This is a genomic window from Lutibacter sp. B1, from assembly GCF_012524075.1.
GTDB lineage: Bacteria > Bacteroidota > Bacteroidia > Flavobacteriales > Flavobacteriaceae > Lutibacter.
This window is the reverse complement of the sequence record NZ_JAAZUI010000002.1, coordinates 48,162-74,567: the sequence shown is the minus strand read 5'-3', so window position 1 is coordinate 74,567 and position 26,406 is coordinate 48,162. Positions and strand designations below refer to the sequence as shown.

Annotated in this window: 14 protein-coding genes; 2 read left to right on the top strand and 12 right to left on the bottom strand. The window is 29.0% G+C overall.

Features of this window, described 5'->3' with window-relative positions:
* Nucleotides 1-52: 52 nt before the first annotated feature.
* The 11 genes from HGB55_RS01760 to HGB55_RS01710 all read right to left on the bottom strand — a co-directional run bounded on the left by HGB55_RS01760 (nt 53) and on the right by HGB55_RS01710 (nt 22,464).
* Nucleotides 53-1,960, bottom strand: coding sequence for a hypothetical protein (locus HGB55_RS01760; RefSeq protein WP_168814068.1), 1,908 nt, complete (start codon nt 1,958-1,960; stop codon nt 53-55).
* A 26-nt stretch (nt 1,961-1,986) separates the two neighbouring features.
* A complete protein-coding gene (locus HGB55_RS01755; protein ID WP_168814066.1) occupies nt 1,987-3,567 on the bottom strand; it encodes a RagB/SusD family nutrient uptake outer membrane protein in 1,581 nt (526 codons plus the stop codon).
* A gap of 11 nt (nt 3,568-3,578) precedes the next feature.
* Complete coding sequence (locus HGB55_RS01750; RefSeq protein ID WP_168814064.1) at nt 3,579-6,704, bottom strand: TonB-dependent receptor; 3,126 nt, start codon at nt 6,702-6,704, stop codon at nt 3,579-3,581.
* A gap of 487 nt (nt 6,705-7,191) precedes the next feature.
* Nucleotides 7,192-9,510 carry an ABC transporter permease gene (locus HGB55_RS01745; RefSeq protein WP_168814063.1) on the bottom strand — a complete coding sequence of 773 codons (2,319 nt, stop codon included), beginning with the start codon at nt 9,508-9,510 and terminating at the stop codon, nt 7,192-7,194.
* Nucleotides 9,511-9,538: 28 nt separating this feature from the next.
* A complete protein-coding gene (locus tag HGB55_RS01740) occupies nt 9,539-11,917 on the bottom strand; it encodes an ABC transporter permease (RefSeq protein WP_168814062.1) in 2,379 nt (792 codons plus the stop codon).
* A gap of 19 nt (nt 11,918-11,936) precedes the next feature.
* Nucleotides 11,937-14,249 carry an ABC transporter permease gene (locus HGB55_RS01735; RefSeq protein ID WP_168814061.1) on the bottom strand — a complete coding sequence of 771 codons (2,313 nt, stop codon included), beginning with the start codon at nt 14,247-14,249 and terminating at the stop codon, nt 11,937-11,939.
* Between the two features lie 20 nt (nt 14,250-14,269).
* The gene (locus HGB55_RS01730) at nt 14,270-16,657 is read right to left on the bottom strand and encodes an ABC transporter permease (RefSeq protein ID WP_168814060.1); all 2,388 of its coding nucleotides are present in this window, start codon (nt 16,655-16,657) and stop codon (nt 14,270-14,272) included.
* 2 nt (nt 16,658-16,659) lie between these two features.
* Nucleotides 16,660-19,017: an ABC transporter permease gene (locus HGB55_RS01725; RefSeq protein ID WP_168814059.1), complete on the bottom strand. Its 2,358-nt coding sequence runs from the start codon at nt 19,015-19,017 to the stop codon at nt 16,660-16,662.
* A gap of 116 nt (nt 19,018-19,133) precedes the next feature.
* On the bottom strand, nt 19,134-19,826 hold the full coding sequence (locus tag HGB55_RS01720; RefSeq protein WP_168814058.1) for an ABC transporter ATP-binding protein: 693 nt from the start codon (nt 19,824-19,826) through the stop codon (nt 19,134-19,136).
* 19 nt (nt 19,827-19,845) lie between these two features.
* Nucleotides 19,846-21,096, bottom strand: a complete 1,251-nt coding sequence (locus tag HGB55_RS01715) for an efflux RND transporter periplasmic adaptor subunit (protein WP_168814056.1) — start codon at nt 21,094-21,096, stop codon at nt 19,846-19,848.
* Nucleotides 21,097-21,105: 9 nt separating this feature from the next.
* Nucleotides 21,106-22,464, bottom strand: a complete 1,359-nt coding sequence (locus HGB55_RS01710) for a TolC family protein (RefSeq protein WP_168814054.1) — start codon at nt 22,462-22,464, stop codon at nt 21,106-21,108.
* Nucleotides 22,465-22,663: 199 nt separating this feature from the next.
* Here HGB55_RS01710 and HGB55_RS01705 point away from each other — a divergent pair, with 199 nt between their 5' ends.
* A complete protein-coding gene (locus HGB55_RS01705; RefSeq protein ID WP_168814052.1) occupies nt 22,664-24,022 on the top strand; it encodes a sigma-54 dependent transcriptional regulator in 1,359 nt (452 codons plus the stop codon).
* Nucleotides 24,023-24,033: 11 nt separating this feature from the next.
* A complete protein-coding gene (locus HGB55_RS01700) occupies nt 24,034-25,383 on the top strand; it encodes a PAS domain-containing sensor histidine kinase (RefSeq protein ID WP_168814050.1) in 1,350 nt (449 codons plus the stop codon).
* Nucleotides 25,384-25,617: 234 nt separating this feature from the next.
* Here HGB55_RS01700 and HGB55_RS01695 read toward each other — a convergent pair whose 3' ends face one another.
* The gene (locus tag HGB55_RS01695) at nt 25,618-26,307 is read right to left on the bottom strand and encodes an NUDIX domain-containing protein (protein WP_168814048.1); all 690 of its coding nucleotides are present in this window, start codon (nt 26,305-26,307) and stop codon (nt 25,618-25,620) included.
* Between the last annotated feature and the right edge of the window lie 99 nt (nt 26,308-26,406).

Genomic DNA, 26,406 nt, shown 5'->3' with positions numbered 1-26,406 from the left:
GAAAGGTTATTTGAGTAACTCAAATACCTTTCTTACTTATTGCAAAATCCAATTATTCTGAAATTATATAATGAATTGCAGTAACTTCTGTTTCTTCATCATTTAAATCACCTAACCACAATCCATCTGTTTCAATAGCCGTTAAAGGAACTTTACAGATATACCAAATAGGTCCATATGTTGGTAACCAGCTGGCTGCATCAGTAAAAGCTATTAAATCCATATCAATCTCTAAAGTGTTATCTTCAGGATTGATGATTACATTTGTACTGGTAGTTACGCCATCTTGAATTTTTGTAACAGTAATATCTGAACCATTAGCTGTAAAAGTAAGTGTAGGGTCTTGTAACCCTGCTTTAACTGCTTCAGTCCATACCCAACTATTACTTGTAAAATCATCTGCAAATGTACTGGCGCTTGTCCAACCACCAGATAGATCAGCATTTAACCAATCTACATGCCAAGTATCTGACACCTTAAATGTACGTGTACCTGTTGGTCCAGTTAGAGATGCAACGATTAATTTTCTTGCTTCTTCAATTGGATCTACAGAAGAACTTCCTAACACAAAATGGAATACCATATATTCATCTTTACCAGTTTCATCACGTTTTCCAAACCAGATGTCAGTTACAGTACTACCAGTCATGGCAGTTTTTACAATTTTCCATTGGTTTTGAGAAGTTGTAGTTGCTACAGCCCATCCACCCATATTGAAACTTGGTGTAATATCAGAGAAAGATATTATGTTTGTACCTTCTTCAACTGTATAGCTACCTTCAAGTTCATCACCATCACTATTTACAGTTTTTACTGTTCCATCTGCTGAAAATATTATTTTATTGCTTGATACTGTTGCTTGATCTGCTGAAGTATATGAAGCCCAATCAGGATAATCTTCCACCGTTTCCCATCCGTTTAAAAGGTTACCCTCCAAATCTGTCCAATCAAAAGGAGAATCGGGACTTAAAGACCAAGTTTTAGTTGAGGTTACTGCAATTAAATCGGACAATGTGCCACCGTTTAAATCAATAGCAGGAGTTGGGTCAGGTAAGTCTTCTGCAACCCAATTATCACTATAATCTTTAGAAATAAAATTATAAACCAATAGTGCGGCACCTTCACAATCATCACGTCTCATAACACCTAGTTGCATAGTATTTTCGGTTAAAGAAAAGAGTGTTATATCTCCCCAATTATCAACACAGGCATCACGTCCTTCATCATGTAAAATTGAAGCGTCGGTTAGTGTAAGAATATGATTATCTTTATCTAAAAAGTAAGTTCCGGATTCTTCTCCTATACTTGGTATCATTAAATGATTTGTAGTAATAAAAGGACCTCCATCTAAACTAAAAGTCATTGAGCCATAATCACCTGTAGGCATTAACCATGTATTTCCGGCATAATCAGGATTCCAATTCCAGCAGTCTTCTCCATAACAGCCTTCATCGCCACCTTCTAACCAACCATTATTTGTTCCATAGAAATATAAAGGACCACCAAAGTATTTAGAAATACCTTCTGCATTAAGATCTAATAACCACGTTTTTGAATTTCCAACTCCTCCTGAAAGTGCTGTCCATAGTTCATCATTTACATAGTTTAAGTTATCTTCTGTTACAGTTATAGTTACAGGATCAAGTTCAACAATACCTCCTGCGGTTACTGCTGAAACTTTTATCAAATAATCTCCTTTAAAAGCATATCGAACTGTTTCAACGGCTTTATTTGATCTTCCTGTTCCATAATCCCAGGTTATGATAATTTCAGGCGTATTATTTTTAAGGATTACTGTATTTCCACCCGGATCTACGCTATAATCTTGTATGATTTCATAATCTATTTCAGATTTATCAAGCATATCACCTAAGGAATGATCATCTGACTCACAAGATGTTATTACGAATCCAATTCCTAATATCAATAATGATGAGATTAATATTTTTATTTGTTTCATTTTTTTAGATTTAAATTTAGTTAGAATTACCATCCGGTATTTTGCTGTAATACTCCATTAGATAGCGTAATTTGAGAATTAGGGATTTGTTGTAATCCTTTAGTTAATTCTATATTAGCTGTTGAAATAGTTTTTGTTTCTGATACACCTCCACTTAAAATATCTCTTGTTTCAGCTATAGTTGCTGCTGCTTTACTAATTCCTTGGCGTAATAAATCCCAATATCTAATTCCTTCTAACGCAAATTCTAAATGACGTTCATTCATAATATTTTCTTGAGATATTGTTAAAGAAGAAAAATTATCTTTATAAGCTCTTTGTCTTACTTGGTCAAAATATGTTTGAGCATTTGAACTTCCTAATTCAGCAGCCATTAATAATACATCAGCATAGCGCATAACTATATAATCTTGATATTGTCCAATCATAAAATTAGTACCTCCAACCGGAGTTACTGTACTATTTCCTTCTTCATCAACCATTGGAGTGTATTTTTTGTTGTAATATCCTGTATACTCTCGTTGACTGTTTATTTTATCAAAAGGTATTTCTTCTTCTTCAATGGCTATTATTGTTGCTGTAGATCGAGTATCATTTTCGCTATAAGCATCCCATAATTTTGAATTAACTGTAACACCCCATCCATTACCATAAGGATAATATGAGTATTCTCTCATACCAAACATAACCATCCAGTGGTTACCATCAGTATTTCCATCATAATCACTTGTGTAAGTATGTTTAACCGAGAAAACGATTTCTTCATTAGCTTCACCTGCATAATTTTCTAGTGATGCTGCAGGCCATAAATTTGCAAATTCACTAACAAGTGAATGACCGCTAGATGAAATTACATCTTCTAAATGATTTAGAGCATCGGTTTTTGATACAATACCTACTAAATCTGAAGTTCCATAATAACCGGTGTAATATAAATATACACGACCTAACATTGCTTTTGCTGCCCATTTTGTAATTCTACCACTGTCAACAGCTGTATATGATTCATCAGCTAAGTTATTTGCTGCAAATACTAAATCGTTAGCTATTACAGTATAAACTTCAGTTGGATCTGCTTGTGGAATATTTTCAGTTGAAGGTTCTGTTAATAAAGGAATGTTTCCCCATAACCTAACCATTTCAAAGTATAAATAACCTCTTATAAATCTTGCTTCAGATTCATATACTTTTTTTAAACTTTCTTGGTCACCCCATTCAATTTGATCCATTTTGCCTATTAAGACATTACATCTATATATTGCTTTGTAATAAGCTTCCCAATCGTTGCTAAATAAATCAGTATCTGCTGGTGAGCGACTAATATCAAATTCATCTACCGCTTGGTACCCATAACCGTCTGAATTCCCGGTTCCTCCAAAACAATCATCAGAAAGTACTTCAGAAGCTACAGGGAATGAAAATCCTGCTGCCGAAACAACTTGCATTCCATCATAACAGCCTACTAATGCTGTGTATGCATCATCAACTGTTTTATAATAATTAACATCTGTTAATTCGGTTATTGGTTCAGTATCTAAAAAATCATCTTCACATGATATTAAGAAAAATAAGCCTAAAACCAATATGTATATTTGTGTGTGTTTCATTTTTAAACGATTTAAAATTTAACATTTAATCCCATCATGTAAGTTCTTGGGCGAGGATAATAACCTAAATCTACTCCTGATGAGAAATTATAATCATCAGTTGAAATGCCATAGCCAACTTCCGGATCCATACCATTATATTCTGTAAAAGTATGTAAGTTTAGTACTGAGAAATATATTCTAAATTGACTTGCAAAAAACTTTTTCTTTAGCTTTAATTTTGCAATATCTAATCCTAATGTAACATTACTAATTCTTAGGAAGTCGGCATCATGAACAAAAATATCTGAAAAAGTTGTCCAATTTTTGTTGTCTTCTGTTACTCTTGGCATCGAGTTAGATGAACCTTCTCCGTGCCAACGATCTAATATGGCTGTTGTGTAATTTCCATAAGCATTCGCTTGGTTGCGGTACGATTGAACTATTTGATTACCTGCAACTCCATTTGCTAATACAGAGAAGTCAAAAGCTTTGTAATTACATGAAAAAGATAGTCCATAAATATAATCAGGATTAGGATCTCCAATCATTGTTTTATCTTCTTCATTTATTTTTCCATCGTTATTTAAATCAACATATATTAAATCTCCCGGTTCAGCATCTGCTTGAATTGGTTGACCTGAATAAGTGTAATTGTTAATTTGTTCTTCTGTTTGAAATACTCCTGCAGTTTTAAGTCCCCAAAAATATCCCAAAGGATAACCTTCTTCAGCTCTATAAAATTCTGAAGAATTATCAAATAATTGGTTTGTTTCACCATGAATAATACCGTCTTCAGTAGGTATTTTATTTACCTCATTCTCATTATAAGAGCCATTAATTCCTATTGAGTAGTTGAAGTCTCCAAAATTATCATTATATGTTATTGCAACCTCTATACCTTTATTAGTAATATCACCTCCATTAATCCAAGGAGCATCAGCCCCCGCAGTTGCTAATATTGGTGCTTTGATTAACCAGTCTTTATTAGTTTTTTCATACAAATCAAGATTAATATTTAATCTATTATCGAGTAACCTAGCATCAAAGCCAATATTAATTTGTTCAGATGTTTCCCACTCTAGATCTTCATTAGCAAGTCTACTAGGGTAAGCACCTGATATAAGGATTCCTTCTTCATCTCCAAAAGTATAATTGGTATTGGAAAAAGTTACTGGAGCCAGATATTGAAAATTTCCAGCATTTTGATTACCTACTTGTCCCCAACTAGCTCTTAATTTAAGAAAATTAATTACTTTAGATTGCTCTAAAAATTTTTCATTTGTAGCAATCCATCCTAAAGATACTGACGGGAAATATCCCCAACGATTGTCTTTGTGGAATTGTGAAGATCCATCAGCTCTAAAAGTAGCATTTAAAATATAGGTGTCTTTGTAATTATAATTTAATCTTCCGAAATATGACATTCTTTTATTCTCATTTGAAGGTCCACCGGTGAGTGTCATTAGTGCTCCATCAGTGTTTGTTGCATTATCTAGCCAAGCATGTTTTAAATCATCAAAAACTAGATAGGCATTACTTCCATACATATAAGTTCCATCAAATTGATAAGCAGAAGTACCTACCATTGTTTCAAAATGATGATCTTCTTTAATATCAAACTTATAGCTTAATAAATTATCCCAAACTAATGATTTTCCTTTTCCTTCAGATTGTGAAGCTGTTGTGTATGTATTGAATGAATATGTAGATAATGTATAAATTGGAGAAAATGAATGATTTGTGTTTGCATAATAATCTATACCTAAACTTGTTCTGAATTTCAAATTTTTGATAGGTTCAACCTCTACATATATATTTCCTAATAATTTTTGATTATCACCTTCATTTTGGTTACCATATACCATAGCTGCGTATGGATTTGATTGGCCTGCTAACCAAGGGGAATCATCATTAGAAGTATTGTAATAATTTCCATCACTATCATACATAGGAATTAAAGGATTTGCACTATAAGCACCTCTTAAAGAGTTGTTATATTGGTTACCAACGCCAATACCGTTTTTTTCGATATATGCAAAACTTAAATTTTCACCTATAGTCACTATTCCATTATATAATTTATGCTCAGAATTGATTCTGAAATTGTATCGTTCGTAATTAGATAAATCTTTACCTCCAATAATACCTTCTTGAGAAAGATATGATAATGAAGTTGAATATATTGAAGTTTCAGAACCTCCAGAAGCTCCAAATGTATAATTTTGAGTTATGGTATTATCTTCAAACATTTCATCCATCCAGTCTGTTCCTTTTCCTAAAGCTGCAATTTCTTCATTTGAAAAATAAGGTAACTTTCCTGAATTTACTGCAGCTTCATTTAAAATTGTTGCATATTCTTTTGCATTTAATAAATCGATTTTTTCAGGTTTGTTTTGAATACCAAAGTATTGGTCAAAGGTAATTTTGGCATTTCCTACTTTTCCTCCTTTTGTAGTAACTAATACAACACCGTTAGCGGCTTGAGAACCATAAATAGCTGCTGAAGCAGCATCTTTTAAAACTGTTATGGATTCAATGTCAGAATTATTTAAATAAGAAATGTCTCCTGTTAAAACACCATCTACAACATATAGTGGTCCGTTGCCGCCAGTTGAACCTAAACCGCGGATTACTACACTTAATCCTTCTCCCGGTTGCCCTGATGTTGAAGTGATTTGAACACCTGACGTTTGTCCTTGTAAAGCTTGCAGAGCATTCGTTGTACTTAATTTTTGGAGACTTTCACCTTCAACTTGAAGGTTTGCACCAGTGACTAAGGCTCTTTTTTGTACACCATAACCCACAACAACAACTTCCTCAAGACTATTCATGTCTTCAACTAAAGAAACATTAATTTGTGTTTTTCCGGCTATATCAATAAGTTGTGTTATATAACCGACATAACTAAATTGTAATTTTGCATCTTTTGAAACAGAAATTTCATAATTTCCATCAAAGTCAGTAATTGTGCCTTTATTAGTGCTATCTACTACTGTAATATTTACTCCAGGTAAAGGCATACTGTCTGACAAAGATGTAACACTACCTTTTACCACAATTTCTTGGGAAAAACTAAAGATAACACACAACAAACTTAAAAAAAGTGTAATGTTCCATTTTTTAGTTTTAAACCTTTTAAGTCCAAAATTTATCATACTTATGTGATTTAATTAATATTTGATTAATATTGAAAAATTAATATCATTATTTACATAATTATGAGTTTTATTGAAACTTATGAATTATAGAAATAATAATATTTTAAAATCAACTTTATTTATTTTTGAAATTGAGTGTATTTAAATATGTCTTTTTTATGATATATATAAATATAGTTTGTTATCAAATTTAAAAATTAAATAAGTCCTTAACTAAATATTATTTTGCAACTTATGATACTATTTTTGCCTTTTTTTTGTTTTTATTAAGATTTTATTTGTTTTTAATATTAATAATAAGTCAAAAAATTATAAATTTTATTAGAATTATAGCTTTTGAGTATTGAAAGTAGGGGATTATAATAAATGAGACTATAATAAATAAGATGAAGTATTCTATTTTTGTGAATTTAATAATTATTTGAAGATCGAATATGTAAACATTGATTTATAGTATTTTTTTAAGGAATAAATTTTTATCAGCTTATTCGTTTCTCAAAGCATCCACAGGGTTTTTTGTTGCAGCTCTATAGCTCTGCCAGCTAACTGTTAACAATGCTATAATTAATATTGAAAATCCTGCCATAACAAAAATCCACCAACTTATATTGGTTTTATAAGCAAAGTTCTCAAGCCATTTTTGCATAGCAAAATAGGCAATAGGCGTAGCAATTAAAAATGCTGTAAAAATCCATTTGAAAAAATCTTTATTAAGCATAGCAATTACTTCTGAAATTTTAGCCCCATTTACTTTTCGAATACCAATTTCTTTTGTTTTATTTAAAGAAATTAAGAAAATTTGACTAAGAATACCCATACAAGTAAGCACGATAGCAATTAAAGAAAAAAAAGTAATTGACTGAGCCAATTTTTCTTCTTTTGCATACATGGACTGAAACAAACTGTCATAAAAATCAAAATTCAGAGGCTCATTGGGTAAAAGTCTTTTCCAAGTTTGCTCTATTTGTTTTAATTGGTTATTTACATTTCCTTCAGTTAATTTAAGAGAAATAGTATTAAAGATATGATCAGGGTCATAGATTAAAGCAACAGTATTCAGAGATGCATGTAGCGATTGAACATTAAAATTGTTAATTATTCCTATCACTTGATATTGTTCGTGAAATTTTTTATTTTTTATAGTATCCCATCCATACAGTTTTATAGCTTCTTCATTTAAAAGACACGCTTTATTTTTATCACCAGATAAGAAGTTTCTACCTTCAAGTAAATCAATTCCCATAGTTTTTATATAATCGTCAGAAACGTGAATACAGTTTACATCGAAATTATTTTCTTTAATATCACTACCTATAAACAATTTTATTCTTCCTGGATAGCCATCACTCAAAGCACTTTCTTTGACAAAAGCTAATTTTTCCATTTCGCCCTTTATTATTGATGGGTTTGTATATGAATAAGGAAGCTCAATCTTTATCAAATGTTCCTTGTCAAAACCTAAATTATAGTTTTTTACGAATTGAATTTGTTTAAAAATTAGTATTACCATAGCAATGAGTGAAATGGAAACCACTAATTGAAAAGTTAACAAGGGTTTTATTCCTGTTTGTTTTCGCTTATGTTTTCTTCCTTTAGTTAAAAAATCTATAATGTTAAAACGAGAAAGTACATACATTGGAGCTAATCCGTTAAGTAATATAACTCCTATAATTATTCCTGAAAACACAGGAATTAATTGAAAAATATGTATTTCTGAGAATGATATATTTCTACCAAAAAACATTTCTGTATAAGGTAAAAGAATAACCGTTAAGCATATTGATATAAGTAATGATAATAATATTCCTAAGGTAATTTCAATAAAAGAATAAGTAATAAGTTGCCGTTTAGATGCGCCATTTATTTTATTGATACCTATTTCTTTAAGTTTTGCATATTGCATAGAAACGGTATAATTCAAATAATTAATACTTGACAGAAGTAAAATTAAAATTCCTATAGAAAGAAAAATAACAAGCATTTTTGAGTTGCCTTTTGTGTGACTGTCTTGTAAAGAAAGTTTTGATAAATAAATATCAGCAATAGGTTGTAAAGCAAGGTTGTCAAAATTTGTATTGTATTGCTTTAAACTTGTGTTTAACTTTAAAGCAAACTGTTGAGCATTAATTCCATTTTTTAATAAAAGGAAGTGATTGGTTGGATAATAACATATGCCATCATTACAATAATTAGACATTTGATAGTTTTCATTTTTACTGTTTAATAGTATTTCAGCTTTAAAACTTGAGTTTTTAGGTAAATCCTTAATAACAGCAGAAATTGTTCCTGTAAAAAAATCGTGTTCAAGAGTGCGTCCTAAAGGATTTTGGTCTTTGTAAATTCTTTTGGCTACAGATTCTGTAATTACCAATGAATTTAAACTATTAAAAGGTTTTTCAGATAAACTGGCAATTACATCAACTGAAAATAATTCAAAAAAATTATTTGATGTAACAATCATATTATCAATTTGAGTATAAGCCTTAGAATTTTTGTCTTTAATGGTTATTTCATATCCGGTCATGTACTCAACAGGGCAGGTAGTTTCAATTTCGGGATATTTATCAGCTAGAGGAGCATTTAATTTATAATCAAGGTTACAGGTATTCTTTTTTTCATCGTATAAACGGTAGCTATTTTTATAATTTAAAAAACCGGTATTTATAGTATTTTCCGCATTGTAAAATAAACCTATAAGTATAATAGCCGTAAATCCTATTGCAAAACTTCCAATAATTAGAGTTGAATACACTTTGTTTTTTAACAGATTGCGAATTGCCAATTTTAAATTGAAACGTAACATATTTTTTTATTTCTGAGGATGTAATTCTTTAATTTTTCTGCAATGTTTTTATAGGATTATTACTTGCTGCTTTGAAACTTTGCCAACTAACCGTTGCTATGGCAATTGTTAAAGCAATAAAACCTGCTAATGTAAAAATCCACCAACTCAGAGGCGTTTTATAAGCAAAATTCTCTAACCATTTGCTCATTATATACCAAGAAATAGGTACTGCAATAATAAAAGCCAATACTACCCATTTTACAAAGTCTTTGTTTAGCATAATTAAGATATCTTTTACTGTAGCTCCGTTTACTTTTCTAATACCAATTTCTTTAATTCGAGTACGAGCAGTAAAAATGGTTAATCCAATTAATCCGATAACAGCAATCAATATTGCGATGAAACTGAAAAAACTAATAATTTTCTGCTGTGCGATAAATGATTTGTAATTGGAAGCCAATAAATCATCAAGAAAAGAAATTTCAAACGGAGTTTCAGGAAATCTAGCTTTCCAAAGGTTGTTAATTTGAGCTAATAAACTTTGTATGTTGGATGTTTGAAATCGAATATTAACAGTTGAATATCCCCAACCATCCCAATTAGGGTTTGACATAATTAACATTGGTTGTACAGTATTTTCTAATGACGCAAAATTAAAGTCTTGTACAACTCCTATTACTTTTAAATTCCCATTTCTATGAATATATTTATCAATTGGATTGTCCCAACCGGCTCTTTTAACTAATTGTTGATTGATTAAAATAGCTTCTTTGTCAAGTGTGCTATTTATACTAAAATTTCTACCTAAAAGCAAATCTATTTTAAAGCATTCTAAAAAATCGGTATCAGTATATAAAGCATTTATCATTGAAGTTTCATTTTCGTCACCAATTCTATAACCATTTTGCGTAATTCCATTACCAATCATTTGACTGGATAAACTTACAGAATGAATTTCTGCTAAATGTTGTAACTCTTGTTTAAATTGTAAGAGTTCATTATTATGAAACTCTTCATCAGCTTGAAGAGTTATCATATTTTCTTTGTCAAATCCAAGTTCCGAGTTTAATAAGTAGCTGTTTTGACGCATAATAATAAAAACAGCAATCAGCAAGATAATAACTATTGTAAATTGGAAAGAAACCAAAAAGTTGCCTTTTATTTTTTTAGGATTTTTTGCAATTAATGTATTTCTTATGGGTCCAATCGATTTTGAAAAGAAGTGTTTTTGAGTTGAAAAGTATGTGACTAAAAATGATAATATAAAAATAGTGAACGCTAGAAATAGAATAACAGAATAACTATTATCTCCAATAGAAATTGAACTTTGAAGGTAGGTGTTTAAAAATGGTATTCCAACCAAAAGTAAAATGATTCCTAGTACTGAAGCTGTAGTTGTAATAATACATACTTCAATATATGTTTGAGCTGTTAAACTGAAGTTTCCTGCACCAAAAATTTTAAGTATTCCTGTATTTTTTGTCTTTGTTATTTTTTGAGCAGTATATAAAATGATATAATTTACTATGGCAAGTAATAAAATAAGTATGTTAATGCAAATAATAATATACATACTTTTTTTACTTCTGTTTGAAGCGCAATCATAATCAATAGAACCATCAGATAAATGCACCTCTTTTATGTTTTGTAATGTAGCAGATTGTGACATTCCTGTATCTTTCCAACGCTGATTTATTTTTCTGTCGAAAAAAGCAGGGAATGCTTTTTCAATTTGATCTGGAGTTACATTTTCTGATAATTGTAAATACGATAATAACGTAATACCGCCACCATAATTTTTCCAATATAAATCACTTTGTTCAACATATTTTATAGAAACAATAGCATCAAAAACCAAGTGCGTATTTGAAGGTGGGTTTTCAGCAATACCGGAAACCGTAAATAATGTATGATCAAATAATATAGATTTTCCTATGGGATTATTTTCACCAAAAAGTTGCGTTGCTTTTTCCTCAGTTAATACAATTTTTTCGGCACTGTTTAAAACTGTTTCAGGATTTCCTACTAATAATTTGAAATTGAAAAATTGAAAAAAATTTGCATCTGCATAGCGTAATTTTTCAATTTCCCAAAGTTGATTTTCAATAAAACATTTTGTTGGATTCTCTTTTGAAATTCGACAAAAATCATCAATTCCGGGAACTTCATTTTTTAAATCTTTTGCTATAGGAAACCAAACAAAACCCGATTTTGAAATAGTATTAATAGTTTTAGTAGAACTAACAATACGGTACATTTTTTCACTATTTGGATAAAATGAGTCAAAACCGGTTTCATATTTTACAAATAGAAAAATAAATAAACAAGCAGCGATCCCAATTGAAAAGCCAACAATATTTATGGTCGAACTTATCTTGTTTTTTAGAATATTTCGAAAAGCGAGTTTAAAAAAAATAGTTTTCATAGTTTAAACCTTATATTGTTTATTCGTCTCTTAAATAATCTATAGTTTTTTTTGTTGTAAATCTAAAACTTTGCCAACTTACTGTAAGTAGGGCAATAAGAAAAGTTAATAAACCTGCCAAAACAAAAATTTGCCAATTAAGCGTAATTTTATAAGCAAAGTTCTCGAGCCATCTGCTCATTAAACTCCAAGATATAGGAACAGCTATTATAAAAGCAATACCAATCCATTTTAAAAAGTTTTTATTTAAAAGAGAGAGAATTTGTATTGTTTTTGCTCCATTAACTTTTCTAATACTTATCTCTTTTCTTCTTTGTTGCATATAAAAAGTTGATATAGCCAATAAACCTAAAAATGAAATAATTAATGATAAAACTGTAAAATACCCTATTATTTTTCCTGTTTTTTCTTCTTTTAAATACCATTTATTAATGATTTTGTCGACAAAAGAAATTTCAAAAGGAATATTATCAATTAAAGATGTATAAGTAGATTTGATTTTTTGTAAAGTCTCACTACGATTTTCGTTATTAATTTTAATAAAAATATTAGTTGCGTAAGAGTCTTCAAGTTGTTGGTGAATCATTAAAGGACCAATGTATTTACTTAAGTCATTAAAATTGAAATCATCAACAATTCCTAAAACAGGAAGTTTTTTATCGTTTATTTGAAATGCTGTTTGAGTTGGATCTAATCCTAATATTTTTAATGCAGTTTTATTTAGATATATTCCTTCTTTTGAATACGCTACTTCTGTGGGGTTTATTTTTAAACCAAGTAAATTAAAGAATGAAGAATCTACTCTAAATTCCTGAAAACTCAAATGTTGTCCATTATATTCAAAAGACTGATTACTGCCTCCATCTAAAGGACTTCCCCAAGTAAAAGATACTTCTTGAACTCCAGGAACTTGTTCTAAAGCATTTTTTATAGTAGTTTTTTTATCCGAATCACTTAAATACGGCATTAGAATAATGTTACTTTTATTAAAACCTACATCATAATTTTGCAAAAAATGAGTTTGTTTTAGAATAATCCAACTACAAGCTAAAAGAGCTATTGTAACTGTATATTGAAATGTAATAAAAATATTGCCATATACACCTTTAGATTTTTTACGAAAAGTACCTTTTACAACTTCTATGGGTTTAAAACTAGATATTTTTAATGCAGGAAGAATACCTGATACTATACCAATAATACTAAAAAAAACGATTAGTAAAATAACATTAATAAAGGTTATATTGTTGTTTAAGTTTAATTTGGTGTTTAATAACGAATTAAAGACAGGTTCAGCCAATTTGGTAAAAAGTATCGCTATAAGAACAGCAATAAAACATAATAGTAAAGATTCTTTAATAAATTGAATAAATATTTTATTTCTAGTACTTCCTACAAGTTTTTTAATAGCGACTTCTTTACTTCTAAAAGTAGCTTGAGCTACTGTTAAATTTACATAATTGCCTACAGCAAGGAATAAGATAAGTAGTACAATTATTGATAGTACCATAATAAGGGTTTTATTATTGCTTTTTACTCCATCACCTAATTTAGAACTAAAATAAACTTCTTTTAAAGGTGTAAATACTAAAGATTTTGCATAACCCTCTTTGTAAAGCCAAAAATCTTTTTTAAAATTTTCCAGTATTTGAGGGGTTTTAGAAATTAGGTTGCCATTCTCTTTTTCCAGAAAGTAAATGTTCATAGAGCAAAACCCATATTCTGTAAGAAATTCTTTAAACCCTGTAATATCAGCCATTGCTTTAATATTTATTAAGGCATTTGGGTTTTTAAAAATTGTATTTTCAGGGAAATCCTTTATAATTCCTGTTACAATAAATGTATTATTGTCATTTATGGCTACTTTTTTACCTATTGGAGATAGTAATCCAAATAACTTACGAGCATAAGACTCTGATAATACAATACTATTCTTTGTTTTTAAAACTTCAGAAGCAGTTCCTGAAATTAAAGGGTATGAGAAAATGTTAAAAAAACTAGCATCAACAGCCAGATAATTTAGTTTAAATTTTTGGTCTGATAAAGTTGTAATAATTCCTTCCTGATTATAAACTCTGGTAAAATCTTCAATGTCTGGATAAGCATTTTTTAGATCTACAGCTATAGGACCTGAGAAATCAGGTGCATTTTCACTTTCTATACGGTAAATTCTATCTTTGTTAATCTGAAAATTGTCTACAGACAATTCATTTTTAATATAAACACTCAGTAGTAAAATAAATGTTAATGAAATAGCAAACCCTAATATTGTTACAGTTGTATATAATTTATTTTTTAAAAGATGCCTGAAATAGGTTTTAAAGAATATCATTAGGATTAATTTTTTAATTTTTATTCTGTCTGTAAACTATTAGCAGGATTTGACTTAGCAGTGGCAATTGTTCTAAAGCTAACAACAATTAGTGTTATAAACAACATTACCAAACCGCTTAAAACAAATAACCACCAACTTAAAGAAGTTTTATAAGCAAATCCATTTAGCCAGCTATTTAACCCAAACCAAGCAATAGGTGTAGCAATTAAAAACCCTATGAAAGTCAAGAGGATAAAATCCTTACATAATAATATGTTTAATTCAACTAAAGTGGCTCCTAATACTTTTCGTATACCAATTTCTTTTGTTCGTTGTTCTGTCATATATGAAACTAATGCAAATAGACCTAAGCAGCATAAAAAGATAGCTAATCCACAAAAGAAGATAATAATTCTTGCAACTTTGTACTCCTGATGGTATAATTGTTGCACTGTTTTATCCAAAAAAACATAATCAAAAGCTACATCGGGAATTGTATTATTAAAGGTACGCTCAAATAGATTTATTAATTTAGATAAGTTTTTAGTTTTATAACGAACTAATAAAAAATCCTTAGATTCTCTATATGGGGTGTTATGAAAAGCGTAAGCGCCAATTGGAACTCTAAGCGAAGAGAAATTAAAATTATCTACAACACCTACAATATAAGAGTTATTTCCAACTTGAGTATAAACTCTTTTGCCAATAGATTCTTCAGGAGAATAACCTAAATAATCGATTCCTTTTTTGTTTAAAACAACTTCTATAATTGAATCATTTTTAACTTTACTATTGGGCATTCTTCCGGCTAACATCTTCAATTTTAATACATCTACAATGGATTCATCGGCAGCATTTGTTTGGATATAGCTACCTTCAGCAGAACTTTCATCCTTTGACAAAGTTCGACCACTTACACTTTTCCCCGGAAAACCTTGAGCTTTAGCTACTGATACAACAGCATTCAGTTGTTTGAATTCATTCAATAATGTTTCTTTTTTATCATTTTTTTGAATTGCCGCTATAGAAATTGCAACAACACCTTCCGGATTAAATCCTAATTTTTTATTTTGAATATAATTAAGTTGTTTATAAATAACCAATGAACTTATAATTAATATAACAGATGCTGCGAACTGAAATATTGCCAATCCTTTTCGAATAAAAACTGTTGTTTTACTTTGATTGGTTGAAGGATTAAAAATAGCTTTGGGCGAAAATTTAGATAAATACAAGGCAGGGTATGTTCCTGAAAATAATGTTGTTACAATAAAAACAGTGATTAATCCTATAATAAATTTAAAATTGTGTAAAATTGAAATATCTAAATTTTGCTCAACAAATTGATTAAATAAAGGTATAGTTAGTATGGCAAGTACCAACCCGGTAGCTAAAGCAATAAATACAATTATAGCCGTTTCAATAAAGAAACGTATTCTCATATTTTTTGAAGTAGCTCCTAAGGTTTTATTTATACCTACATCTTTATTTCTTTTTTGTGATCTGGCAGTTACAAGGTTTACATAATTAATACAAGCTATTACCAGAATTAATATAGCTAATAAAGATAGATTTCTAACTTCTTTAATGTCACCAATTCTTGAAGTATATGTATCTAAAATATGTGCAGAATACAAATGAACTTTGTTAAAGGGCTGAAATGATAAATAAAACCATTGATCTATTTTAGGAATATTTTTATTTAAAATTGCAGCTAGTTGATTATTAGCTTGTTCTATATTTACCTTTTGATTAAATAAACAATACGTTTCAAAACTTGCATTGCTCCATACTTTTTCTTTCGCAAAACTTGTTGAAGTAAAAGAAGCAATAAGTTCACAATCTAATGTGTTATTTTTAGGGAGGTTTTTATAAATTGCTGTAACTTCCAGTTTTTTATAATTGTCTACGGTAATGGTTTGCCCTATAGGATTATCATCTCCAAAATATTTTTTTGCAATACTTTCTGAAAGGACAACGGTATTAGGTTTTGTTAATGGGTTTTGAAATTGACCTTTTATAAATTCAAAAGTAAAGATATTAAATAGCTCATTATCACACCAATATAAATAGTTTTCTGTGAAGTTTAAATTATTTACATTAATAGAAGCGGTATCTCCAAAATTATGTTTTAATATTCTCGCAGATTCAATAATACCTGGTATTTCTTGTTTTATGGTTGGAGCTACAATTGCAGGAACATTAGCCCAAGTTTCTTTACTGGTTTCCCCGTCAGTATGTAATAACACTCTGTATACATTGTCTTTATTGGTATGAACAGCATCAAAATTACGCTCGTACATAATAAACATAAACAGTAGCACAACAACTGCAAAACTTATGGATAGCCCAAAAATGTTAATTATAGCATATAATTTATTTGATTTTAGATTTCTCCAGGCTATTTTAATATGGCTTTTTAGCATTACTATTCTGTTTTTATACTTTTAATTGGATTTTGTATCGCAATTTTTACTGATTGAAGGCTAACGGTTACAATCGCAATTCCAATTGCTGAAATTATTGCAACAGCAAACATCCACCAACTAATATCTATCCTGTAAGCATAATTTTCAAGCCAGTTTGCCATATAATACCAAGCTAATGGAACGGCTATAACAATAGCAAAAAATACAAGTTTTAAAAAGTCTTTAGACAACAAATTGATAATATTTGAAACACTTGCCCCTAATACTTTACGCACTCCAATTTCCTTACTGCGTTGTTCAGCAGTATAGGCTGTTAACCCAAATAGCCCAAAACAAGAAATAAGTATCGCTAATATGGCAAACAGCTGTGATAATTTTTTTACCAGCATTTCATTGCTGAATTTATTGTTAAAAGTATCTTCGACAAAATTATATTCAAATGGAAATGCAGGATTGTTACTTTTTATAATTGCAGACAGTTTATCAATAGCTTTAGTAACAGGAGTGTTTTCCTTTATTTTGGTATAAATTAATTGTGCGTTTTCGGGAGCATTAAAAAACATCACCGGACCGCTTTTTCTGTACATACTTCCATATTGAAAGTCGTTTACAACTCCTATCACTTCATATTCTCTGTTTTCATTTCGTATTATACTTCCTATAATGTTTTCATTATTAATCATTTCAGCGAATGTTTGTGTAATAATCACTTTGTTTTTATCTGCCTCTGGATTCTTATAAAAATTTCTACCTTCTATTATATTAATTCCAACAGTAGGGAGGAAGTTATTATCAATCCATCTAAAAGAAATAAGTGGGTCAAAACCATCCTCTTTTCCTTTCCAGCTATAACCAGATCCATTATAACCTCCGTGTAAAATATTGTAACTATTTACACCTACATTTTCAATAAGGCCTGTGTTTAATATTTCTTGTTTAACAGCATCCATATTTTGTGCAAGATCGCCTTGTATTTTAATTGCTATTAAATTTGATTTATTAAAGCCTAAGTCTCTGTTTTTTACATATGCTATTTGTTGATAGATAATTACAGTGCTGATAATGAGTATGATTGATGCAGTAAATTGAGTGATTACCAACCCGTTTCTTATAAACTTTGAGCTACCTTTTTTGCTCTTTAATCCTTTTAAAATATTTACAGGTCTGAATGAAGATAAATACAGTGCCGGATAAAAGCCCGATAATAAACTGCACACTAGAATGATTATCAAAATTGCTAAATTATGTGAAGGCTTTAGTAGATCTATTGTTAATTCCTTATTTATAATTGAATTAAATTGAGGTAATAAAAAATAGACAAATAGAACACTTAGAGCAACAGCAATACAAGTGATGATAAATGCCTCTGAAAAGAATTGAAAAATTAAACTTTTTCTTTTAGAACCCAGTACTTTACGAACCCCCACTTCTTTAGCACGTTTTTCACTTTGTGCAGTTGTTAGGTTCATATAATTGATACTAGCAATAAGTAATATTATTATTGCAATAATGCTGAATAAGCGAACATAAACAATTCTGCCGTCTTGTTTTACACCTTCTTTAAACGAACTGTACAAACGCCAGTCATTCATACTGTGTAATATGCCATAAATTTTGCCATCGTTGTCGGTTTTAGAAGGAATTATTTTTTTGACAGCCTCATTTACAATAGTTGCATTTGCATTGCTTTGTAATTGTACAATAGTGCTGGTAGAATTATTTCCCCAGTATTTTAAATATTCTTTACCAAACTCGTATGCTTTAAAAGAAGCTAGCCAATTGTATTTTAATGTTACATTATTGGGTAAATTGGCAATCACACCGGTAATTATATGATTTGTAGTGTTATCAAATTTTAGAGTTTTTCCAACAATATTTTTGTCAGAACCAAAAAAATCTTTTGCTGTTTTTTGATCAATTACAATACCGTTTATGTTGCTCAATACATTTTTAAGATTTCCTTCAATAAAGTGAATATCAAACATTTTAAAAAAATCATCATCAACATAAGCTCCGTATTTATAGATTGATTTGTCTTCAAAAGCAACCAATTTTCTTTCTTCGTTAAAGCGACTTGAATAGTGTATACCTGGTATTTCTTCTTTTAATGTTGGAGCTAAAAGTCCCGGAGTTGCATCGAACGTAAAAATTTCACCGTTGTATTCCTGATTGGTATATACCTTATAAATATAGTCTTTGTTTGCATATATACTATTAAAATTTACTTCATCTTCCACCCATAAAAAAATAAAAGCAGCGCAGGTTATACCAATGGCAAGCCCAAAAATATTGAGTATACTATAGCCTTTGTTTTTTAATAAACTCCGAAATATGATTTTAAAATAATTTTGTATCATAATTTTTTATTTTTATTATCTACTGATATAGTATTATTGACATTTAAGGCTGAAGTAGAGGAATATCAAAAAGATGTGATATTTTTCTATTTTACTTAGTTTCTCTCAAAATAATATTACGAATTCGTTAATACTTTATTCTTACTTTCAGTAACTATTTGTCCGTCAAATAAGTTTACAATTCTGTGTGCATATTGAGAGTCTCTGTCAGAGTGAGTTACCATTACTATGGTAGTTCCTTCTTGATTGAGTTCAGTTAAAAGATTCATTACTTCAATACCGTTTTTTGAATCGAGATTTCCGGTTGGCTCATCGGCCAATATTAATTTAGGGTTTGTAACTACGGCTCTGGCAATTGCCACACGTTGCTGTTGTCCTCCGGAAAGTTGATGAGGGAAATGTTTTTTTCTGTGACCAATTTTCATTCGTTCCAACACGCTGGTTACTTTTTCTCTTCGCTCACTCTTATTCATTTTAAGATAGATTAAAGGTAATTCAACATTTTCAAAAACAGTTAATTCATCAATCAGGTTAAAGCTTTGAAATACAAAACCAATATTTCCTTTTCTAAGTTGAGTACGCTGACTTTCTTTTAGACCACTCACTTCATTATTAGCAAATTTGTAACTGCCATTGTTAGGATTGTCTAACATTCCTATAATATTTAGGAGTGTTGATTTTCCGCAACCTGAAGGTCCCATAATAGCAACAAATTCACCTTCGGTTACATTTAAGTTTACATTGTTTAAAGCAAGAGTTTCTACTTCTTCTGTTTTAAAACTCTTTTTTAGGTTTTGTATTTGTATCATTTTTAATGTTTTTACTTGTTTATTTTAATACTATTCTTTCTGCGTTACCAAAGTTATCATAATTGCTGGTGATTATTTTTTCACCGGGTTCTAAGCCTTCTAATACTTCATAAAACCTTGAATTTTGTTTTCCTATACGTATGGATCTTTTTAGAGCCTCTTTTTCATTACTGTTAACTACAAAAACCCATTGCCCTCCGGTACTTTGAAAAAAGCCTCCTTTAGGTAAAAGTAATGCATCAGATGATTCTCCTAACTGTAATTTAATGGTATAGCTTTGTCCTGTTCTAATAGTTGTAGGTTTTTCAGCGGTAAAAACTAAATCAACTTTAAAACTTCCATTGCGAACTTCAGGATACACTTTTCGCAAACGTAACGTATATTCTTTCCCATTTCGTTCTAAAATAGCTGTTAAATTTCGTTGTACACGGTCAATATAATGTTCATCAATGGTTGCTTCAATTTTATAATCAGTTAACACATTTATTTGCCCAATTCGCTGTCCTTGTGCAATATTTTGTCCTATTTCTGCATCTAAAAAACCTAATTGACCATCTGCAGGCGCTTTAACATTTAAATGATCTAAACGTTGGTACACCATAGTTAACGTTTTTTTCATACGTTCTAAATCGGTATCTAATCCTGCCAGAGAAGTTTTACGTAAAGCATCATCTTGTTCGGTTTGCAGTTTTACAATTTTATACTGTTTTTGAGACAGCTCATAATCTTCTTTTGATTTTAAATAATCCTCTTTTGAAATGAGTTCATCATTAAATAAAGCCTCATTTTGCTCAAAATTTCTTTTGAAACGTTGCAATTCGTATTCAGCGGTTGCTAACGATTTTTTACCATCAACTTGGCGTGAATCAAACGTTAGTTTTGTTGAACGTAAGTCGTTTTGTTTTAAAGCTAAATTACTTTCACTGGCTAAAATCTGTTCATATAAAGCTTGATTTTCTAATTTAAGAATGATATCACCTTTTTTTACTGTTGAACCTTCTTCAATTAATTTTTCAGTAACACGCCCACCTTCATAAGCATCCATATAAATAGTGGTAATTGGCGCAACATTACCATTTATACTTATATAGTCATCAAATTTACCTTCAAAAACTTCATTTATGGATAGTTTTTCTTTTTCTGTTCTGTAGGTAGAAACAGAATTGCCAAAAACTATTTTCCAACCTAAAAACAGTAATAAAATTCCTATAGCTAAATACCCATAGTGTTTTGGTTGTAACCCTTTTTTCTTTTCTAATTGTATATCCATTATAAGGTTTTAGTTTGCATTATTTATATTAAAAACAGGTAAACCATTGTAAAAATCTAATGTTTTTTTCTGTACTTTCATTTTTAATTTTGCCTGTAAATTTTTATTTTGAGAATTGGCATATAAATTTTTAGCCTGATATAATTCTAAAAGACTTATCATTCCTTTATCATACTTTTTTTGTGCTATTTTAAATGAAAGCTGATGTGATTCTTCACTTTTTTTAGTTTGATTGTATTCCATTTTTGAGGCTTCATAATTTTGAACTAATTCTTGTATTAATTGATGGAGTTCTTGTTTTTGAATATTTAAATTATTTTTAGCTTGTAACAATGCAATTTTTTGTTGTTTAATTTGTGAACGATTGCTCCAGCGTTCACTAATAGGAATTGTTAAATAAAAACCGATATATTGAGAAGCATTGTCTTTTATTTGCGTGTTAAACGGAATTACTTTACCTATTTCATTTATATTGGTTTCGTAATAACCGGTTCCGTAACCTGCAGAAAATGAAAGTGAAGGGTACAAGTTACTTTTGGCAATTGAAATATCTTTTTTGGCAGCATCCGTTTTAAATTCTTGTGCTTTAATACTTGGAATAAAAGTGAGTGCTTTTTGATATACAGAATCGGAATTTATGGTATTAAAATCAGATTCATTTAAAAAAGTAGTTTCATCTAACGTGTTTATTTTAATATCTTCAATAGCATTCAAATTCATTTCTTGCTTTAATTTTAGGAGTGCTGCATTCAAATTATTTTTACTTTGTATTACGGATAATTCGTCGTTAGTTAAAACAGACTCAGCCTCATAAAGATCAGATCCGGCTTTTAAACCCAGCTCAATTTGTTTTTTTACCAAATTTAAATTTAATGAAGAAATATGTAATTGTTCTAAAGCAATTTGTAATTGCTCTTCATAAAATTTCACATCATAAAAAGCCGTCATTATACTAAATGCCAATAAATATTTTTCTTGTAAACGTTCTTCTTTTACAGCTTTATACAAAAATTTAGCAGAAGCAATGGAATTTAATTTTTGAAAACCTTTAAAAATAGAAATACTTGCATCTATTGAATAATTATTAGAAAAAAAATCTGAACTAACAATTTCATTTGTATTTGGATCTACAGAACGTCCATATAAAATACTGTAACTTGAATTAGCTGAGATATTTGGAAGTAGTTCTCTATAAGATTGTTTGTATTTTTCTTGATTGGATTTAATAGTGTAATTTAAATCATTTAGTTTTAAATTATGTTCTAAAGCATAAGTTATACATTCATTTAACGACCAACTTTCCTGTCCGTAAGCAACAGTAGTTATAAATAAAAATAACACAATCAACTTTTTTAAAAATTTATCCATTTATTCAAATTATAATATAGTGGTTACTAATCTTGTGCCATAATTTTAAATTACTGATTTATAGTTTTTTAGTTCTAAATTTCAATGTGTTGTTTATCTGTTTTGTAAAAATAATTAACAATAACTGTAAAAATATTTTACAGTTTCTTTATAAGAAGAAATTGAATTAGTAGCTTTATATTTTAAATAAAATTTTGTAATGATAGATTGTAGTATCTTAATAATTGATGATAGCAAAAGTGTATTAAGTGCCTTAGAAATTTTACTTCAATTTACCTATAAAAGTGTAGATACCATAAGTAATCCAAATCAAATTTCTTCATACCCTAATTTAAAGGATATTGATATTATTTTACTTGATATGAATTTTTCTGCCGGAGTAAATTCCGGTAATGAAGGTTTATTTTGGTTGAAAGAAATTAAAAAGAAGGCTCCAAATACTTCTATAATTACAATGACTGCCTATGGAGGTGTTGATCTTGCAGTAAAAGCTTTAAAAGAAGGTGCTGATGATTTTATTTTAAAACCGTGGAATAACGAAAAATTATTACTTACCATAAAATCAGCGTATTCATTACGAAAGTCAAAAGCAGAAATCAATCAGTTAAAACAAAAGGAGAATAATCTTAAGCAGCTTATCAATCAAAAGAAAAATTTAATAATTGGTAATTCTAAAGCATTAGAACAGGTACTTAAATTAACAAGAAAAGTAGCTAAAACCAATGTGAATGTATTAATAACCGGTGAAAATGGAACGGGTAAAGAATTAATAGCACAAGAATTACATCAATTATCAGAACGTAAAAATGAAGTTTTTATAAGTGTTGATATGGGTTCTATATCCGAAACGCTTTTTGAAAGTGAGCTTTTTGGTCATATAAAAGGCTCTTTTACAGACGCAAAAGAAGATAGAGTAGGGAAGTTTGAAGCTGCAAATGGAGGCACACTTTTTTTGGATGAAATTGGTAATTTATCATTGCAAATGCAAGCAAAACTACTTTCAGTAATTCAAAATAAAGAAATTGTAAGAGTAGGTTCTAACAAAACAATTCCTGTAAATATCAGATTACTTTGCGCTACTAATTGTAGTTTAAATCAAATGGTTTCTGACGGCTTATTTCGTGAAGATTTACTTTACCGAATTAATACTATACATATTGAAGTGCCTAATTTACGTGATAGGGAAGATGATGTTTTAACTTTAGCAGAGTTTTTTCTAAATAAATTTGCCTTAAAATATGGAAAATCGGGATTACAAATCAACAATAATGCAAAAGAGAAGTTAAAAACGTATCGTTGGCCCGGTAATATAAGAGAATTACAACATACCATAGAACGTGCTGTAATTTTATGTGAAGAAAAAATACTAAGACCTGATGATTTTATATTGAACACTGCCGCTTCTAATATTCCAAATCAGTTTGAAAATATGAAACTTGAGGAAATGGAAGAGATGATGATTGAAAATGCTTTGAATAAACACAATGGTAATTATACTGCTGCTGCTAATGAATTGGGTATAACAAGGCAAACATTGTATAATAAAATGAAAAAATAAAATGATTTAAAATGGCAAGTAAAAACTATTATTTTCAATTGATACTAAGAATAGTGCTTATTAGTATTTTGGCTTTTTTGTTTGCATTTACTTGGCTTAAAAATCACTATTATTTTGCAATAGCTTCATTGATATTACTCATTGTTCAAGTTGTATTTCTTATTAAATATTTGAATAAAACAAACGTAAAAATTGCTTATTTTTTAGACTCTTTAAGAAATGAAGATTTTACCGTAAGATTTCCAGAAAAAGGAAATCCAAAATCGTTAAAACAGTTACATAAAAGTTTAAATAATGTAAACAATTTAATTAGAGAGACTCAAATAAAAAACCGAGAGCAAGAAAATTACTATCAGGAAATTTTAAAACAAGCAAAAATAGGTATACTAACATTAAATGATAAAGGGCATATACTTTATGCTAATCCTTCCGCAAAAAAATTATTTAACTGTACTCAATTAAATCATATTAGGCAATTGGAAAAAGTTGATGAAAAACTTTTTTATTTGCTGTCAGAATTAAAACCATTTGAGCGAAGGCTATTTAAATTAACGAATGAGAGAGAAACCGTACAATTATTACTAAAATCTACTGAAGTTGTTTTAAATGAAAACAACTTAAAATTAATTACTGTTCAAGATATTAATACTGAATTAGATGAAAAAGAAACAGATTCGTGGAAGAAACTTATTAAGGTTTTAACACATGAAATTATGAATACAATTACTCCAATAACCTCTATTTCTGAATCCATTTTAAATTTTTATAAAAATGAAAAAGGAACTTTAGTAGTAAGTCAAATAAATGAAAATCATATAAAAAATACGGTTAAAGGATTAGAAGTTATACATAATCAAGGAAATGATTTAATGGGTTTTGTACAATCTTACAGAAGTTTACTGAATATTCCTCATCCTGATAAAAAAATTATTAATGTTAAAAAGTTAATAGAAAAAGTAAAAATTTTAGTGAGTCAAGAAAAAGGATTTAATGCTGTTACATTTAAAATTACTGATATTTCTGAAAAATTTGAAATTTTTGCCGACGAAAAACAAATAACGCTGGTTTTGATTAATTTATTAAAAAATGCAATTCAATCTTTATATGAAAAAGAAAATGGAGTTGTTGAATTTGATTGTGGAATTACTAAGGATAAAGAAAAATATATAAAAATTAAAGATAATGGTTTTGGAATTTCAAATGAGCTCATTGATGAAATATTTGTGCCATTTTTTACCACAAAAACATATGGTTCAGGAATTGGGTTAAGTTTATCTAAGCAAATAATGCAACTTCACGGAGGAAGTTTAAAAGTACATTCAATACCTTTTATTAAAACTTCTTTTACGTTGGTTTTTTAAAAAATTAGAAAAAAAATACTACTTGATACAACAAGTGACTTTTTTTGTTAGATAGAGTTTTATCTTTATGCTATCTGAATTATTTAAAATTGTAAGAATCTTATTTTAAAACAACAGTTGTCAAAATTAATAGAAAAAAAATAGAATATATTTTTTGTTATAGGATTTAATGTTCCTTTTTTTACTTTTTAATAGATAAAAGTTATTTTTTGCTTGTGAGAAATATGATATAAATTACAATTTAAAAGTAAAATCATCCAATAATTTTTTTTCATATTTTTTTTGGTCAAATTTATAAAGAAAAGACCCTTTTCTTGAAGAGTTCATGTCTTTTTCATCTAACTTTATTAAAATATCAAGGGAATTAATTTTATTGATAAAATTTCTTTTATCAAGTTTTTTATCTAAAATAGCTTCATATAACTTTTGAAGTTGAAGCATTGTAAATTTTTCAGGTAAAAGTCCAAATCCAATAGGTTTTGTTGATGCTCTACGGCGCAGTCTTTTAATAGCACGTTCAAACATTTCATTATGATCAAAAATTAGTTGAGGTATTTTAGAAACATAAAACCATTTTGCTGAATATTTTTCTATCAACTCTTCATTATGTTCTTCAATATTAATAAGTGCATAGTAAGCTACAGAAATGGTTCTTTCAACGGGGTCGCGGTCAACTTTACTAAAAGTGTATAGTTGTTCCATGTATATATTAATAAAACCTGTTAAACGATTCAGAATTCTAATAGCTGCATTATCAAAAGTTTCACTTTTCTTTAAAAAACCACCTATTAAAGACCATTTACCTTTTTCGGGTTCAAAATCTCTTTTAATTAAAAGAATTTTTAGGCCTTTTTGGTCAAACCCAAAAATAATACAATCAACAGCAGCAATAATTTTATCTTCAGTATTATAGTTATTCAGCATATTTTTTGATAGTAAATTTTTTCAAAAGTAAATAAAAACAATAAATGTTTTACCGACATTTATTGTTTTTATTTATATTTGTAAATGTGATTTTAACAC